11 protein-coding genes are annotated in these 16,409 nt (G+C 65.5%); 1 reads left to right on the top strand and 10 read right to left on the bottom strand.

All coding sequences use genetic code 11. The annotated features are described in order from the left end of the window. Window positions 1-448 precede the first annotated feature (448 nt). Window positions 449-2,200, top strand: coding sequence for a metallophosphoesterase family protein (locus AC1DJT_RS01930; protein ID WP_476833422.1), 1,752 nt, complete (start codon window positions 449-451; stop codon window positions 2,198-2,200). On the opposite strand, the gene AC1DJT_RS01925 is transcribed toward AC1DJT_RS01930, so the two are convergent. The 10 genes from AC1DJT_RS01925 to AC1DJT_RS01880 form a co-directional block, all read right to left on the bottom strand. Continuing rightward, window positions 2,190-3,257 carry an AI-2E family transporter gene (locus AC1DJT_RS01925; RefSeq protein WP_441490720.1) on the bottom strand — a complete coding sequence of 356 codons (1,068 nt, stop codon included), beginning with the start codon at window positions 3,255-3,257 and terminating at the stop codon, window positions 2,190-2,192. The genes AC1DJT_RS01930 and AC1DJT_RS01925 overlap by 11 nt on opposite strands. A 63-nt stretch (window positions 3,258-3,320) precedes the next feature. Further along, window positions 3,321-4,391: a patatin-like phospholipase family protein gene (locus AC1DJT_RS01920; protein ID WP_476833421.1), complete on the bottom strand. Its 1,071-nt coding sequence runs from the start codon at window positions 4,389-4,391 to the stop codon at window positions 3,321-3,323. Window positions 4,392-4,428: 37 nt separating this feature from the next. Next, window positions 4,429-6,165: a hypothetical protein gene (locus AC1DJT_RS01915; RefSeq protein ID WP_476767619.1), complete on the bottom strand. Its 1,737-nt coding sequence runs from the start codon at window positions 6,163-6,165 to the stop codon at window positions 4,429-4,431. Then, entirely contained in the window at window positions 6,162-6,686 is a 525-nt protein-coding gene (locus tag AC1DJT_RS01910; protein WP_441490722.1) for a DUF1269 domain-containing protein, read from the bottom strand. The genes AC1DJT_RS01915 and AC1DJT_RS01910 overlap by 4 nt, the downstream gene beginning before the upstream one ends. Beyond that, entirely contained in the window at window positions 6,683-8,236 is a 1,554-nt protein-coding gene (locus AC1DJT_RS01905; protein ID WP_476833420.1) for a leucyl aminopeptidase, read from the bottom strand. Before AC1DJT_RS01905 ends, AC1DJT_RS01910 begins: the two co-directional genes overlap by 4 nt. 113 nt (window positions 8,237-8,349) lie before the next feature. Next, window positions 8,350-9,522, bottom strand: a complete 1,173-nt coding sequence (locus tag AC1DJT_RS01900) for an efflux RND transporter periplasmic adaptor subunit (protein ID WP_476833419.1) — start codon at window positions 9,520-9,522, stop codon at window positions 8,350-8,352. Beyond that, window positions 9,519-12,608 carry an efflux RND transporter permease subunit gene (locus AC1DJT_RS01895; RefSeq protein ID WP_476833418.1) on the bottom strand — a complete coding sequence of 1,030 codons (3,090 nt, stop codon included), beginning with the start codon at window positions 12,606-12,608 and terminating at the stop codon, window positions 9,519-9,521. The genes AC1DJT_RS01900 and AC1DJT_RS01895 overlap by 4 nt, the downstream gene beginning before the upstream one ends. Continuing rightward, window positions 12,605-13,711, bottom strand: coding sequence for an efflux RND transporter periplasmic adaptor subunit (locus AC1DJT_RS01890; RefSeq protein WP_441490726.1), 1,107 nt, complete (start codon window positions 13,709-13,711; stop codon window positions 12,605-12,607). The genes AC1DJT_RS01895 and AC1DJT_RS01890 overlap by 4 nt, the downstream gene beginning before the upstream one ends. Before the next feature lie 251 nt (window positions 13,712-13,962). After that, complete coding sequence (locus AC1DJT_RS01885; protein ID WP_476767617.1) at window positions 13,963-15,171, bottom strand: MFS transporter; 1,209 nt, start codon at window positions 15,169-15,171, stop codon at window positions 13,963-13,965. A 23-nt stretch (window positions 15,172-15,194) separates the two neighbouring features. After that, the gene (locus tag AC1DJT_RS01880; protein ID WP_441490728.1) at window positions 15,195-16,277 is read right to left on the bottom strand and encodes a helix-turn-helix transcriptional regulator; all 1,083 of its coding nucleotides are present in this window, start codon (window positions 16,275-16,277) and stop codon (window positions 15,195-15,197) included. Window positions 16,278-16,409: the final 132 nt, after the last annotated feature.

The following is a 16,409-nucleotide window of genomic DNA, read 5'->3' as shown; positions in this document are numbered from 1 at the left end:
CTTAGATAAGACGAATATCGAAGATTGCGGTTTCATCTTCCGGAGCGAAAGTGTCTCATTTGATGTAATATGATAGCAATCAAAATCTCGCCAACGCTGCTGTTGGCGAATTATTACTGAAATATCGCTGCAATCTTGTCTTTCGTGCATTGAAGTGGCGCGTTCAATTCTATTGAAATCACGTTACAAATTGTGCAAGTATCTGATTTTAAAGTAGCATCTGCCCTTTCGCCGGTCATCAGCCCCGTGTCTCACTTCTGTGCTCGGCGTCCCATTCTCGGTTTGGGTATGAAAGATTGGCCGTGAAAGCGTGCATGACTCTGGCATCAAGGCTATGTCCTTCGAGGCAACTGAGCTGTGTGCATCCTGATTTTGCTGCKGGGCAAGGCATGACCATTCGACGCCGATCTGTCCTGGCGAGCGCAGTTTTCCTGGATCGTGACTGACCATGCCGATGATCATCGAACCGCGGGCTGGAGACGCAGAGGACGACGCCAGCAGCACCAAGAAGCGCTCCCTGATTGCCATCGCCGGAAGCATGCTGGGGGAAATCAACCTGCCCAAGCTTGCGCTGGCCTGGATCATCCTCGCTCTCTTGCCGGGCGTCCTGCTCGGACTTGCCCCGCTTGTCGCCACGGCCTGGTTCACCTCGATGTCGGGCCGGATCTACGCGCTGGCAGGAATCGGGCCGCTCATTCTCCTGGCGCTGATCGCGGCCCTCGGCTGGTTCGGTTTCAGGCCGCTGTTCCGTGCCGCCGAACGCAGCTTCTGGTCGTTGAATTCGCTCGCCGTCCAACCGGGCTACGCCCTGTGCCGCGAGGGTCTGCGGCATCTGGCCGAGCGCTTTCTCACGACCGAGGCCAGCGAGGACAAGCGCGCGGGCCTGCGGGCCGCGACGGCCATTGGCGCCGGCCTTGCTGCCTTCCTCATGGCCGCGGGCATTGCCGCGCTTGCCTGGCCCGCGACACGCTGGTCGGGCGAGATCGCTGACCTTGCCAATCCCTTGCGACTGGTCGTTCCCGCGCTTGCCAATACGGTGACCGTCATGAGCGGATATCTCGCCGTTGCTTCGCTCGCCTGGGGCCTTGCCGATGGGTTGATGGATCAGCCGCGCGATCTTGGGTCCTATGACGAGGCGCCGCCGTCAGCCCGCAAATGGCGGGTCGTGCATCTCTCCGACATCCATGTCGTCGGGGAGCGCTATGGTTTTCGGATCGAAAGCGGGCGCGCCGGCCCGCGTGGCAACGAGCGGCTTGCCCAGGTTCTCGAGAGACTGGACGAGATCCATGCCCAGGAACCGCTCGACTTCGTTCTGATCACCGGTGACATGACGGATGCGGGCAGGTCGGCGGAATGGGCGGAATTCCTGGACGCGATGGCGCGGCATCCCGCGCTGGCCKAAAGGAGCTTCATCCTTCCCGGCAACCACGACGTGAACATCGTGGATCGCGCGAATCCGGCGCGGCTGGAATTGCCGACGAGTCCCGGGAAGCGCCTGAGACAGATGCGGACGCTGTCGGCCATGGCCGCCATCCAGGGCGACCGGGTCCGGGTCGTMGACCAGGACCGGACGGGACTGGGCAGCACCTTGTCGGCGGCGCTGGAGCCCCATCGAAAGACGATCGCCGCCTTCGCCGATGCGGGCTCGCTGCGCCTGTCGGCGGGGTTGGCCAATATCTGGGACGATATCTTCCCGATGCTACTGCCGCCGGCGGAAGCGGACGGGTTAGGGCTCGTGCTGCTGAACTCGAACGCCGAAACTCATTTCTCCTTCACCAATGCGCTGGGCCTCGTTTCGGAAGAGGACATGCGGGCGATGCTCGCGATCCTGCGCCAATACCCGAAGGCGCGCTGGGTCATCGCGCTGCATCACCATCCCGTGGAATATCCGAAGCCAGCCAAGGCCTTCTCGGAGCGCATCGGCACGGCGTTGATCAATGGCAGCCGGTTCGTGCGCCAGCTCAAGCCGATGTCGCACCGGCTCGTCGCGATGCACGGCCACCGCCATGTCGACTGGATCGGGCGCTGCGGTCCGCTGAAGATCGTCTCGGCGCCGTCTCCCGTGATGGAGGCGACCGATGACGAGGCAACCGGCTTCTATATTCACACGCTCGCAGCCGCCACGGATGGCGGGCTTGCCCTGCTCGCGCCGCAGCGGATCGAGGTCGCGCCCAGGCCGGACGCCGGCCTCAGCTCTTGACGGCTGCGTCGATCGGGATCGCAGGCGCATCCTTCTCCGGCGAGCCGAAGAGCTCCGCGAGCCATAGGCTCGAGGGATGCTGGGCGCAGAAGGTCAGGAATGCGATCGTGATCGGGACGCCGATGAAGGCGCCGAAGACGCCCCAGAGATAGCTCCAGAAGAACACGGAGAACAGTACGGTCGCCGGAGAGATCGAGAGCGCGCTGCCGGCGACGCGTGGTTCGATATAGCTGCCGACGATGAACTGGATCAGGTTGAGGCAGGCGAAGACCGCGATCACCGCCTGCCAGGACCCGAACTGCGTCATCGCAAACAGGGTCGGGAAAACCGTGGCGACGAGCGGACCCAGGAAGGGAATGTAATTCAAGGAAAAGGCGATGAAGCCCCATTCCTCCGCAAGCTGAAGGCCCACAGCCTTGGCGAAGCCCCAGACGAGCAGGCCGGTGATGAGGCTCATCAGGGTCCTGACCACCATGTAGCGGCGGATCTTGCTGGCGGTGGCCGTGCTGCCCTGCAGCAGAACCTGGCCGGTCTCGCGGTTGCGCATGGTGCGCACCTTGCGCCCGAAATCGTCGACTTCCAGCAGGCCGAGGATGACGTAGACGAGGACGACGAGCCAGAAGCTCATCGTGCTGTTGAGGCGGCCGGTGATGGTCTGGGCGGTGCGCAGCATCCAGCTGACATTGAAGTTCTCCGACCAGACGCCGGCCACGGCCACGCCATGCCCTTCCAGCCAGACCGTGATCTGGTCGTAGAAGGATTGGAAGCGCGCAGCGTCGCTGACGATCCAGCGGCCGACACGGCCGAAAGCCCAGACGATCAGCGACCCGAAGGCGAAGAAGGCGACGACCATGACCACGACACTGATCGCGAGCGCGAGCAGGCGGGGCAGGAAGGCCTGCAGGCTCTTCTGAAGCGGCCAGACGAGCGCGATGATGAAGAGCGCGAAGGCGACCGGCGCGAAGACCGAGCTGGCGATCGACAACGCGGCGACCGCCATGATCGTCGCAATCAGAATCAGGGCGCCTTGATAGATCTTGCCGGAGGTCATCTTCATTCCTGGTCAGGCCTGGTGTCGGGAGGTCGGTGCTGAAGCGCGCGGCAGATCCGCTCGCTATCCTCAGATGCCCTCGGTCAATTCGTCGAGATCGAGCGTCGAGGTCTTGCCGATGTCGTCCCGATGCTCCCGATAGAAGGACTCTGCCGAGCGCCTTCCCTCGTTGTGGAGCATGGTCAGGAACTCCCATTCGGCATTGAGTTTGGAGGAGTAGCCGAGCTCGGTCATGGCGTCGCTGGTGATGCGATGGAGGCGCATGCGGGCCCAGCGCGCGCCCTCGCCGCTCTCGGGATTGGCCTTCTGCCGCAGTAGGGCCATCATCCGCAGTTCCTTCAGCAGAACCGCGTTGAACGACACCTCGTTCAGTCGGTTCAGGATGTCGCGCGCAGTAAGCGGTGTCTCGGGTCGCTCGACCGGGTTGATCTGAACCAGGATGGTGTCGAGCGCATCGCTGTGCTTGATCAGCGGCGTCATCGTCGGATTGCCGGAATAGCCGCCGTCCCAGTAGCTCTCGCCATCGATCTCGACCGCCTGGAACAGGGTCGGCAGGCAGGCAGAGGCCAGCAGCACGTCGGGCGTGATCTCGGCGTTGCGGAACACCCGCCMCCGGCCTGTGCGCACATTTGTGGCGGTGATGAAGAGCTTGATCGGGCTTGTCGCCAGGCTACCGAAATCGATCACCTCGGCGAGGATATCGGCCAGCGGGTTCGAGCCGGTGGGATTCAGGCTGTAGGGCGAGACCACCCTCGACATCATGTCCATGGCGACGAAGAGCGGCGAGTTGTCGAGCGTCCAGCGCCCGAGCAGAATGTCCAGCGGGCTGCGTTGGAACGGGCTGAAGCGCGCCGCTTCCGAGACTTTTCGCCAGAAGAGCTCGAGTGCCTCGCGTGCGCCAGCACGGCCGCCCTTGGCATAGCCGGAGGCCAGCACGGCCGCATTCATCGCGCCGGCCGAGGTTCCCGAAATCGCCTCGATCTCGAGCCAGTCCTCCTCGAGGATCCGGCACAGCACGCCCCAGGTGAAGGCGCCATGAGCGCCGCCACCCTGAAGCGCCAGGTCGATTGAGAGGGGCTCGCGCTTGGCGTTGTCATCGCCGCTGCGGGGGGCGCGCGCAGATGTCGGGGCTTTGCTCACGTCGTTCCCATCCTGAATGCGAGGCGGGTCGGCCGGGTTAGGGCGACTTCACCAATCCCGAAAAACCGGCAACTGCCAGCAGGCTCAAAGCCCAGCCGACGATCGACTGGAAGTAGAAATAGTTGATGGCGATGCGACCGCCAGGCTTGGACGGATTGGGCCGCCAGAAGGTTCTTTGCCCCATGTCGAGCACTGGCAGCAGCGTATCGAGCGAGTACATCCAGGGGCTGAAGGCCGGGTAGCTCGAGGCCTCCCAGCGCTGGCGGAAGCAGGCGAGCTGGGTCTGGCCGGGCTCGGCCAGGCCGCTCGTCTGCTGGGTGGCGATMAGGGAGCGCTGCTCGGACCGTTCGATGCCGCACAAGGTCCATTCGGGCGAACGCAGGACCACGGCGCTATTGGGCATCACGGCTCCCCGATGCTCGGCATAACCGAAGATGGCAACGCCCAGAAACCAGAAGAACAGGAGCCAGACGAAGGCCAGAAGTGGCTGACGACCATAGGCAAGGGTGATTCCAAGCACACCGTCGGCGGCTGTCAGAAGCCCGCGAAGCACGGGATTGGCCGCCCGCTTGCGCCGGGCCTGGCGTTGCAGTCGTTCCTTGACGACAAGCACGGCGCGAGAATCCTCGCCATGTCCCATCTCGCGGAAGACGGAGGCCAGTTGCTCATAGGGCTGGGGCCAGAAATCCTCGCCCCAGCGCTCGGGCGCCTGCCGCCCCAACCAGTCGAGCCGGCTCTCGGCATCGACTGGCCCGTCGATGAAGGCGCCATAGCGGCAGCGATTCAGGAGAAGATCACCTTGCTTGGGCCAGCAGGCCGCCTCGTCATGGATGGTCCCGATCGAAGCGCCGGTCAGCACCAGCGCACCGTTCACCTGGGCATCCCGGCGCAGGAAGAACGCGCCCTTGATCGCACTGCGGCTCATGTCCAGCGCAGTCTGGCCGGGGGTGCCGAGAACGGCGCCTGAGCAGTCGATGTCGCCGCCGATCTGCGAGGCGATCAGCCGGATCTCGCCTTCGATGCGCGCGCTGCGCAGCACGACGCTGCCGCGGTTCTCGATTTCGTTGGCATCGATTGCAATGCCGTCAGTGCGGGTGACGGTGGCGCCGGCACAGTCGAGATCTGCGGCAAGCACTGCACCGGACAGGTTGATGCCGCCCCGTAGTGTCGCCCCCCGCAGCAGGACGTTGCGTGCCTCCAGGCTCGGGGCGAGCAGCGCGTAGCCGCTTGGTGCGCGAATGGTGGCGCCATCGCATTCAAGATTGCCGCCCAGACGCGACTGAACGAGATCAACCTCGCCAGTGACCTCCGCGCCGCGCAGATAAACGCCGCCGCGTGCCTCGAGCCGCTCAGCCTGGAGCCCGGGAAGCGAGGAGCCGTCCAGGAACAGGCGGTTGATGATCGCGGCCCTGAAGATCGGCGCGGCCTCGAAATGGCAATCGTTCAGGCCGATGTCGCGAAAGACGCGACAGGCTTCGAGATCGAGAACATCCGTGATCCAGGCGCCGCTGATCCTGACGCCCTTTTCGTGGGGCCGACAGCCTTCCTCGCCTCCGAGCATGAGAAAGCGCAGGAAGGATGCGCGAATGACCCGCGCCGGGCCAGGTTTCTCCGGGCGCGAGCCATCTCCCAGGCGGTCGAAAGTCCCGCTGAGAAGCTTGGCGACGACCTCCTCCTCTGCTGGCAGCAGGGGGCGGAAATCGTCGAGGCGCGCCGTCGCGATGGCCCATTGGGCCTGTTCTGCTCCCGCTCCGGCGCCCCAGTCCAGCGTCATGTGGCGGCCGGAGGAGCCGCTTCGGCACTGGCGCTGGCGCTGGCTGCCAGCGCCTCACGCAGCGCAGCCTCCTTGGTCTCGTCGAAGGAGGTGCTCATCAGCGTGCCGCCGACGCCCTTCAGGTCGGCAAGGACCTTGTCGGTGGTCATCTTGCGGATCAGCAGGAAGAGCCCGGCGGTGTTGGGCTGCAAGGCGCTGGCCGCGTCCTTCATGAACTGGTCGTTGATGCCGACATCGCTGAGCTTTCCGCCCAACGCGCCTGAGGCCGCACCGAGAGCCGTGCCCAGCAGCGGGGCGAGGAAGATGAAGCCGATCAAGGTGCCCCAGAGGGCGCCCGACGCTGCGCCTGCCGCCGTCAGGTTCATCATCTGGTTGAGTTTGACCTGTCCCTTCTCGTCCTTGACGACGACAACGGCGTCGCCGAGCTCGATCAGATATTCGCGCTGGAGGGAAAGGACCTTCTGACGGACCTCTTCGGCCTTTTGTTCGGTCGGGAAGCCGATGAAAACCAGATCGCTCATGAGTGCAGCTCCATTGCTGAGGGGGAGGGGAGGGAAAGGCCATTCGGCGACGCTGCTTCCGCGGCGCGGCCGATGAGGAATTCGGCGAGCAGTGGTACCGGCCGGCCGGTCGAGGCCTTGGTGGCGCCGGAGATCGACGCGGTGCCGGCAATATCCAGATGGGCCCAGGGATAGGCCCTGGCGAAGCGGGCGAGAAAGCAGGCGGCGGTGATCGCGCCGGCCGCAGGCCCCCCGAGATTGCTGGTATCGGCAAAGCTGCTGCCGAGCTGGCCGAAATAGTCGTCCCAGATCGGGAGCTGCCAGACACGATCGCCCGACACGCCCCCGCATCTCAGGAGTTCCGCAGCGAGCGCATCGTCATTGGCGAAGAGGCCGCTCGCATGCGAACCCAGCGCCACGACGCAAGCCTCGGTCAAGGTCGCGACATCGATGACGCAGGCCGGCGAGAAGCGCTCGGCATAGGTCAGGACATCGCACAGCAGCAGCCGCCCCTCGGCCTCGTGGGTCCGGATCTCGATGGTCTGGCCCGACATCGAGGTGACGATGTCGCCGGGGCGGCTGGCGCTGCCGCCCGGCATGTTCTCGGCCGCGGCGATCAGTCCAACGACATTGATCGGCAGCTCCAGTCGGGCGACCGTACGCATCACCCCCAGAACGCAGCCGGCACCGCTCATGTTGAACTTCATTTCGTCGGGGTCGCCTCCCGGGGTCAGCGGCGTGCCTCCGATATCGAAGGTGATGCCCTTCCCGACGAGGACGATCGGCCGGCTCCGGCTCTTGCGTYCATTGGACTGCATCACGACGAGCTTGCAGGGATTGGCGGAGCCCCTGCCGACGACCAAAAAGGCGCCCATGCCGAGCGCTTCGAGATCCTCGCGCTCCAGGACTTCGACATTGAAGCCGAACTCCCTCCCCATCTCCTTCGCGGTGCTGGCGAGATAGGCGGGGGTGCAGATATTGCCCKGCAGATTGCCAAGATCCTTCGCCAAGGCGACGCCTTCGGCGACCGCGATGCCCTGCCGCAGCGCGCCGAGGAGTTCCGAGGTGAGGGTCTGCGGAACGAGCAGCATGATGCTGCGCACTGGGCGGGGCCGCGCGATCTGGCGGCGAGGATGGGTTCCGGGCAGGACGAAGACGTATCCGCCATCGGCCAGAATTTGCGCAGCCTGTTGAACCTGCCAGTTCAAGCTGCGCTTGGGGACCTCGTGTTCGGCCAGGGCGATGACGGCTTCGGCGACGACGCTCTCCGCGATGATCTTCGCCGTTGCCGAAAGAGCCCGCAGATAGGCGCGGTCGGAGAAGGCTTCGGGCTTGCCGAGGCTGACGAGCAGGATGCGGGTCGCGACGGAGCCCGGCAAATGATGGAGCAGCAAGGTTGCGCCGGCGGCCTCGCCAAGTTCGCCGCGCCCGACAATCGCGGACAGCTTGCCGGCTGCCCGTTCGTCGAGACGCCGCGCCGACCCGACCAATGCGCCGCCGCTGAATACGCCGACGACGAGGAGTTCGGTTCTGAGTCTTTCAGCCTCGCCGACCGCGGGGATGATCTCCATAGAATGTCTCCGAGAGGACATCATGGCATCGCTTGACTGGTGAATGGTGTGATCCTGCCAGGATACCCTCTGGTTGCAGGGGTCCGCCCGCGGCGGAGAAKGGGCCTCATGCGTCACGAAGGCGGGAGCGCCGGGCTTCCCGGCGGCCGGGCCGCCGCCKCAGTGCGGCCGGCCTCGCGCGCGGCGGGAAGCGGCTGCACGCGTTGGCCTGGGTGCAACGCCTGAATACCTCCGGAGACGATGACGTCGCCGGGCTCGAGCCCCTGCGAGACGATGACGAGGCCGGGGTCGAAGCGCAGGACGTCGACATTGCGCAGCGAGACCGTCGACTTCACGGGGTCGACGATCCAGACTGCCGGCGACAGGTCCTGCTGGGTCAGGGCGCTGGCCGGAACGGAGACGATGGAGGCCGAGGTGAGCTCCATGGTCCCGACCACGGTCGATCCCAGCCGCATCTCCTCCGGCGGATCGATCAGGCCGATCCTGACCGCAAAGGTCCGGGTCACGGGGTCGGCTTGCGGGGCCACCTCTCGGACACGGCCAAATGCGCGCACTGTCGGAGCCTCGGCGAGAGCGACCCGGATCGGAGTGTCGCCTTCCAGCGTTTCCAGCAGCGTGGCGGGCACGTTGAAGACGGCGTCACGGCCGTCTTCGCGCGCCAGTTGAAGCACGACTTGCCCAGCCTGCACGACTTCGCCGGGCTCGATGCTGCGCGCGGTTACGACGCCCGAGACGCCTGCGCGCAATTCGGTGAAGCCAAGCCGGTCCTGTGCCAGCTCGACTTGCGCTTCGGCGTCCTCGAGCTGGGCCTGCGCGGCCTCTTGCGCCTTGAGCGACTGATCGAAACGAGGCCGGGTGGTGAAGCCCTGCGCCATCAGCCGTTCCTGACGCTCGAACGTGTTTCGCGTCGTGTTCACCTCGCCGCGGGCCGCTTCGAGCGTTGCCTTGGCGGCCGTCAGAGCGTTGCGTTCGAGCGAGGGGTCAAGGCGGGCAACGATCTGTCCGGCTGCGACGCGATCTCCGACATTGACCGGCCGCTCGGCGACACGGCCGCCGATGCGGAAGCCGAGTCCGACATTCTTCTCGGCCTGGATCTCGCCGCTCAGCTTGATGTCGTTGGCGAGTTTGCCGGCCTCGACCTTGACCACGCGGACCGGGCGGCCCTCCGAAGGGGCGGCCTCCTGGTTCTGGCAGGCAGCGAGCGCCAGGACGAACATCGAGGCGGCAGCGGCGCGGAGAATGCGCGTGGCCGAGGGCTGGAACCGGATGGCTGAGATCGGTCTCATCGCGAAGAAACTCCCGCAGCGGCCGTCGCCCGGGCTTTCGTCTTGCTCGGTGTGGGCGAGCCTGCGCCGAAGACGGCGACATAAAGCACGGGCAGCAGGATGAGAGTGAGGACGGTCGCGACCAGGAGGCCGCCCATGATGGCGAAGGCCATCGGGCCCCAGAACACCGTTGGGGCGATCGGGATCATGCCGAGCACCGTCGAGACCGCCGTCAGCATGATAGGCCGGAAGCGCGTGCTGCTGGCGTCGAGCGCCGCCTCGACGACACTCTTGCCGCTGGCCCGCTCGGCCTCGATCTGGCCGACCAGGATCACCGCGTTCTTGGTGATGATGCCGATCAGCGCCAGGATGCCGAGCAGGGCGACGAAACCCAGTGGCTTGCCCGACACGAGCAGTGCGCTGACCACGCCGATGAGGCCGAGAGGCGCGATGCTGAGCACGATAGCGAACAGTCTGAAGCTCCGCAGCTGGGCCATCAGCACGGTGAACATGATCAGCAGCATGACCGGCACGACAGCAATGACCGAGGATTGCGACTTGGCGCTTTCCTCGACGGTTCCTCCGACGGCGATGCTGTAGGCGGGCGACAACGTCTTCCGCAGCGCGTCGATCGAGGGCTGCAAGGCGGAGACGACGGTCTCCGGCAGCGTTCCGGGCTTGACGTCCGCGGCGACTGTCAGGTTCGGAACCCGGTCGCGCCGCCAGATCAGCGGCGCGTCCAGCCCGTAGCTGAACGTCACGAACTGCGACACCGGCACGGAGCGTCCACCGGGCAACGCGACCTGCATGGTCCGCAGCGTATCCAGCGAGACGCGGTCGGCGTCCTGGGCCCGCACGACGACATCGACGAGATAGATATCGTCGCGCACCTGGGTCACGACTGTGCCGGAAACGACGGTGTTCAGGATCGCCGCAAGCGCTTGCGAACTCAGGCCGAGGCGGCGTGCCTCATCCTGATCGACGCGCAGGCGCAGCTCGCGCGCAGGCTCGATCCAATCGAAATTGATCTGCTCGGTCTTGGGGCTCGTCGCGACGACCTGAGCCAGCTTCATCGCGATCGAGCGCACCTCGGCGATGTCGGGCCCGCTGACGCGGTACTGCACGGGCCAGCCGACCGGCGGCCCGAGTTCGAGCGGATAGACGCGCGCGACGACATTCGGAAACTCCTTGGCCAGGAGCTCTTCCAGCTTGGCCTGCAGGCGGTCGCGAGCCGGCACGTCCTTGGCGACGATGACGGCCTGGCTGAAGAAGTCGTTGGGCAATTGCGCATTGAGCGGCAGATAGAAGCGGATTGCGCCGCGCCCGACATAGGTGCTCCAGCGATCGACATCCGGGTTGCCCTTGAGTGCCGCGTCGAACCGGGTCGCGAGCTGCTCGCTCGCATAGATCGAGGCGTTCTGCGGCAGTGTCAGGTCGACCAGAAGCTCGGGCCGGTCGGAGGCGGGGAAGAACTGGCGGGGCACCAGCGGCAGGGCGAGGACGGAGGCGACGAACAATGCGAGCGTCACCGCGATGGTCGCCCAGCGCAGCCTGATGGCCCCGGACAGGAGCTGCCGGAAGGTTCGTTCGACCCTGCCGGGGCCGGCATTGCTCGATGCCGGATCCGGCGCCTTCAGCATCGCGACGCCAAGCACCGGTGCAAAGATCACCGCCACGAACCAGGACACCACCAGGGCGATGCTGACCACGGCAAAGAGGGTGAATGTGTATTCGCCGGCCGAACTTGCTGCAAAACCGATCGGCACGAAGCCGGCGATCGTCACCAGGGTTCCGGCAAGCATCGCCATCGCATATTTCTTGAAGGCGTAGGTCGCAGCCTTTGCCTTCTCCTCGCCGGCGGCGAGACGCGTCACCATCGCGTCGGTCGTCGTCATGGCGTCGTCGACGAGCAGGGCGAGCGCGATGATCAGCGCACCGAGCGAGATCCGCTGCATGTCGATGCCGGCAACGAGCATCACGGCGAAGACCACCGCGAGCGTCAGCGGAATGGACAGCGCAACGACCAGGCCGGGGCGCACGCCAAGGCTGATGAAGCTCACCGCCATGATGATCGCGATCGACTGCCAGAGCGAGGTCATGAAATCGTCGATCGCGTGATCGACCGTCACGGCCTGATCGGCGACCAGGCGCGGCTCGATGCCGAGCGGCAGATTGGCGGTGATGGTCGCCATTGCACGCTGGATATTCTTGCCAAGCGCCAGGATATCGCCGCCATCGCGCATCGCGATGCCCAGTCCGATCGCTTCCCGTCCGTTGACGCGGAACATCGGCTGAGGCGGATCGGCATGACCGCGGCGCACGGTGGCGATGTCCGCGAGGCGAACCATGCGATCGCCGACGGGGAAATTGACGTTCAGCAGATCGGCTTCCGACTGGAAGGCGCCCGAGACGCGCAGCGAGACCTTCTCGTCCTCAGTCTGGATGATGCCGGCGGGGCGCACGACGTTCTGGCTCTGCAGGGCGCCGAGCAGGGCCGAGCGATCGATGCCGAGATTGGCGAGTTCCCTGACGGAGAATTCGACGAAGATGCGCTCGTCCTGGGCGCCGATGATCTCGATCTTCGAGACGTCTGGCACGAGGAGCAGGCGCGAACGGGCTGCTTCGACATGGTCGCGCAGCTCACGGCTGGTGAAGCCATCTGCGGTGAAGCCGTAGATGATGCCGAAAGTGTCGCCGAAGCGATCGTTGAAGAACGGCCCGACCGCACCCTGGGGCAGGGTATGGCGGATGTCCCCGACGAGATTGCGGACCCGGTACCAGGTGTCCTGCACGTGGCGCGCCGGGACCGACTGCTTCAGGTTGACGAAGATCGTCGTCACGCCGGGCGTAGTGAAGCTGCGGACGAAATCGAGGCCGGGCGTTTCCTCGAGCTGGCGCTCGAGCCGCTCGGTGATCTGCGTCAGCGTGTCCTCCATGGTCGCGCCCGGCCAGGCCGCCGAGACGACCATCGACTTGATGACGAAGGAGGGGTCTTCATTGCGGCCAAGCCGCACGAAGGCGAGCACGCCGGCCKCGACGGCGACGATCATGAGATAGATCACGACCGAGCGGTTCTTGAGGGCCCATTCCGAGAGGTTGAAGCTCATCGTGTTTCCGTCCCGGTCAGCCGCACATGCTGGCCTTCCTGCAAAAGGCTCGCGCCGGCCGTGACAATAACATCGCCAAGTGCCAGGCCCTTGCCGATCAGGGCCGTCGCGGGGTCGGCGCTGAGGACGTCGAGCTTGCGCAGCGACACGGTGAGCGTCTTGGGATCGACGACCCAGGCTCCGGTATCCTGCTCGCGGCGCACCAGCGCCGTCGACGGTATGGTAATGGCCGAGGCTTCGCTGCCGCGGATCGTGCCGAGGACCGCGGTCCCGAGCCGGTAGGACTGCGGAGGCTCTGAGAGGCCGACCCTGACTCGGAAGGTCCGCGTCACCGGGTCGGCCTGGGGCGAGACCTCGCGTACCCGGCCCCTGACGGTGGTGCCGGGATCGCCGGTGAGCGCGACATACACGCGCGCATCGGCCGGCAGGCTGCGCATCAATGCGGCGGGCACCTCGAATACGGCATCGCGCCCCTCGCGCCTTGCGAGTTGCACGATCATCCGGCCGGCAGCGACGACCTCGCCCGGCTCTGCGCCGATCCTGGTCACGACGCCTGGTGCATCGGCCTTCAAGGTGGTGAAGCCGACGACATCTTCTGCGGAATTGACGCGGGCTTGTGCGGCGTCGACCTGAGCCCGGGCAGCCGTGCGCCCCTGCTCGGCAGCCTCGAAATCAGCCTGCGTCGTGACATTGCGCTGGAGCAGATGGCTCTGGCGCTGCAACTGGTTGTCGGCCTTTCTCAGAAGGCCCTGAGCAGCCGTGAGTGCCGCCCGCGCCGAACGCAGTTCGTTGAGTTCGTTCTCGGGGTCGAGGCGGGCAACGACCTCTCCCTCGCGTACCGTCGCGCCGACCGCGACGCGCCTCTCCGCCAGCCGGCCACCGATGCGGAAGGAGAGCGACGCCTGGTCCTGCGCTTCGATATGGCCGGTGAAATTGATGTCCGCTGCCTGGCGGGGCTCGTCGACCGTGATCGTGCGGACGATCCGCACGGGCGGCGGGGCCTCGTCGGCCTCGCGCTGGCAGGCTGCGGAGGCGAGTGCAATGACGGTCAGCGCGGCTGCATGCAGAGACCGGGAGGGACCAGGGCCGCGACGCACGCTCATGCCTTCGGCCCTCGCAGCGCCGCCCTCGCACACGGCGGAGTTCTTGCAACGATCCTGCCATTCGCGGGGAACGGGTTCTCTCGCAAGCCGTTCAAAAGCATCATGTTCTTCCTCTGGCAACCGCGAGGCAGAGGCCGTGGAACCTCKGGCGCAAGACAAGTGTCCGTCGCCAATCTCTTCGGGCGGCAGGGACGGACGCTACCAACAGTCCGGGAAGCGCGGATTAGCTCAGAATCCCAACTCTGCGCTGGTCATCCCAATTTTGGGACAGGGTACTCGGCGTCCGGAGGTCCTTGCTGCGGAGCCGTATCCTCCCGTCTCAGGCTGGCTGCGACAGGGATCAGCAAGAGGAAGCCGATGCCGGAAGCGATCGCCATCAGGCCATAAACATGCTCCCCCCACGAGCCGTAGAGATAGCCGGCAAGGGTCGTCAGAGCCGCCATCACCCCGGCCCATCCGGCGGCAAGCCAGGCCTGAGCCTGGGCCAGCATGCTGCGCGGCGCGAACTTCGCGAGCAGAAAGATGCTGCCCAGATGCGTCGCGCCGAAGGTCAGGCCATGCGTCAGCTGCAGCAGGACGACGAAGGCTATATCCGGGTCGAGAGCCATGCCGGCCCAGCGCAATGTGGCGACAGCGCCGCTGGCGGCGAGCAGGACGCCTGCTCCGGCCGAGCCGCGGATGACGTATCCGAGCAGGCTGAAGAATGTGATCTCCGACGCGATGCCMGCCGCCCAGAGGCTTCCCATGGTACCMCCGGAAATGCCGAGGCTTTGCCAGTGCAACGTGCTGAACCCGTAGACGGCAGCGTGGCTCGCCTGGACGAGTGCCGCCCCGGCAATCGTCAGGATCAGCAGATGCGGCCTCTCCACCAACCCGGCCCTCTCGTGGGGAGCGGCTGATCTCTCCGGCAGGCGAATGGTTGCGGCGGCGACCGTGGCAAGCGCGGTCGCAAGCGCCGACAGCAGCAACATTCCGATGATGGACGAGATCGGCAGCCAGTCGAGCATCCAGCCCGCCGAGAGGTTGGCGAGCGCAAAGCCCGCCGAGCCCCACAGGCGAATCCGCCCGTAGCGCAGCTCTGCCGAGCGCAAGCCCTCRAGGCTGCGCAGGGTTACGGCATCGGTGAGGGCGATCAGTGGACCCTGGGCGAGCGCGATCGCAATCACCAGCAGCAGGATTGGCAGGAAGCCCGCGGCAAAGGCGAGAAAACCTGTGCCGATGACGACAGCCACCGAGCAGGCAACCAGCGCAATGGTCATGCGCACGCTCCGGTCCGCGAGGACGCCAACGACCGGATTTGCGATGATGCGGGTCAGCAGCGGTGCGGCAAGCACGATGCCGATCGCATCGTCACCAAGCGATTGCGCGCGCAGCCAGAGCGGAAAGAACGGCAGATTGACGCCGAGCTCGAAGAAAAGGGCCGCGTAGAGAAAGGAGAGGCGCCCCGTCGCCCCCTTCATGCCGAGAACCTCATGCTCTTCGGCTAGTCGGCAAGGCTGTGTGCGGCGCGTTCATCTCCGCTCCCTCCCGCTGCATCGTCCAGCGCCGCATCCTGCTGGGCAAGTCCAGATGGGAGCGAGGAGAATTTGGTCAGGTGCCGTTCGCGCGCCTCGGTGGGGCTGTAGCCGAACTCACGTCGGAACGCCCGGCTGAAGGTCGAATGATCGATAAAGCCCACTTCATTGCCGATGACGTGGATCGACAGGGCATCGCGAGTCGATGCGAGTCGGCGATGCGCCTCGCGAAGCCTTTCGCGATTGATGAAATGAGCCACGCCACCCGTGCTCTCGAACAGCCGGTAGAGCTTGGAGCGGGACATCGCCATGAGGCGCGCCAGCCGCTCGGGACCAAACTCGGGGGAGGCCATGTTCTGCCGGACGACGCGCCGGGCACGATCGATCAGAAGGGAGGTCAGCGGCACCTCCGCAGCCTCGGAACGTTCGACCCGCGGCGCGATGCAGGCCGCGACCAGCGAACGCGTCGCGGTGGCGAGGCCCTGCGCATGCTCCACCGAGATATGCGGCAGTTGTCGGGCGAGGTTCTCCATATAGCCCGTGAGCAGCGCCCCGAGTTCGGGATTGATTTCCAGATCGTGCGCCCGCTCGAAATCGACGAGTTCCTCCTGGCAAAAGTTACGAGGCAGGAACAGCGTCAGGACTTCCGTGTCCTCGGCCTGGCCTTCGAACGGCATGGCGAGCGAGCGGAAGCTGAGATTGCCTTGCCGCTCGGGGGGGCTCAGGGAAAGCAGGTTGCACTCAGGCGAACAGGAATGCGCGAGCACGACGCACCAATGATCCATGAAGGACCGCGGCCTGTGCCGCCAATGGCGAGCGGGGGCGTCGGCGTAGAGCGTCCTGGTCAGAACGACGTCGCCGAAGCTCCACGAGGAGAACTCGGCGTCGAATGGCTCGGACGCGTTCGGCGTAGGCAAGAGATCGATCGTCTCGGAGAGCAGAGAACGCCACGCGTCGAACTGATCCTCCGCGGGCAGTCCCTTGGTCGAGAAGTTCTGAACGAAGACCGCTCCGCCCGGGATCCCTGAATTGGTACTAGAGAGAGCCGACACGGCATTCTCCTCGCGATAGCGTTACGTTAATCTTGGCCCCGCGTACCAACGGGAGGTCAATGTTTCTCAGTTCCGTGAAGAAACTGTGACGCTCGGAGCTAGCAATGGCAAGCAATAAACCGCCGAGAATTG

The organism is Allobosea sp. 05T422_2, assembly GCF_056396265.1.
Note: the sequence above shows the minus strand (reverse complement) of the source record. Positions and strands in the feature narration are given on the sequence as shown.

What these genes read in the sequence shown, in the direction of transcription:
- AC1DJT_RS01925 (WP_441490720.1), bottom strand. Translation starts at nt 3,257, where the DNA reads ATGAAGATGACCTCCGGCAAGATCTATCAAGGCGCCCTGATTCTGATT.
- AC1DJT_RS01910 (WP_441490722.1), bottom strand. Translation starts at nt 6,686, where the DNA reads ATGAGCGATCTGGTTTTCATCGGCTTCCCGACCGAACAAAAGGCCGAA.
- AC1DJT_RS01890 (WP_441490726.1), bottom strand. Translation starts at nt 13,711, where the DNA reads ATGAGCGTGCGTCGCGGCCCTGGTCCCTCCCGGTCTCTGCATGCAGCC.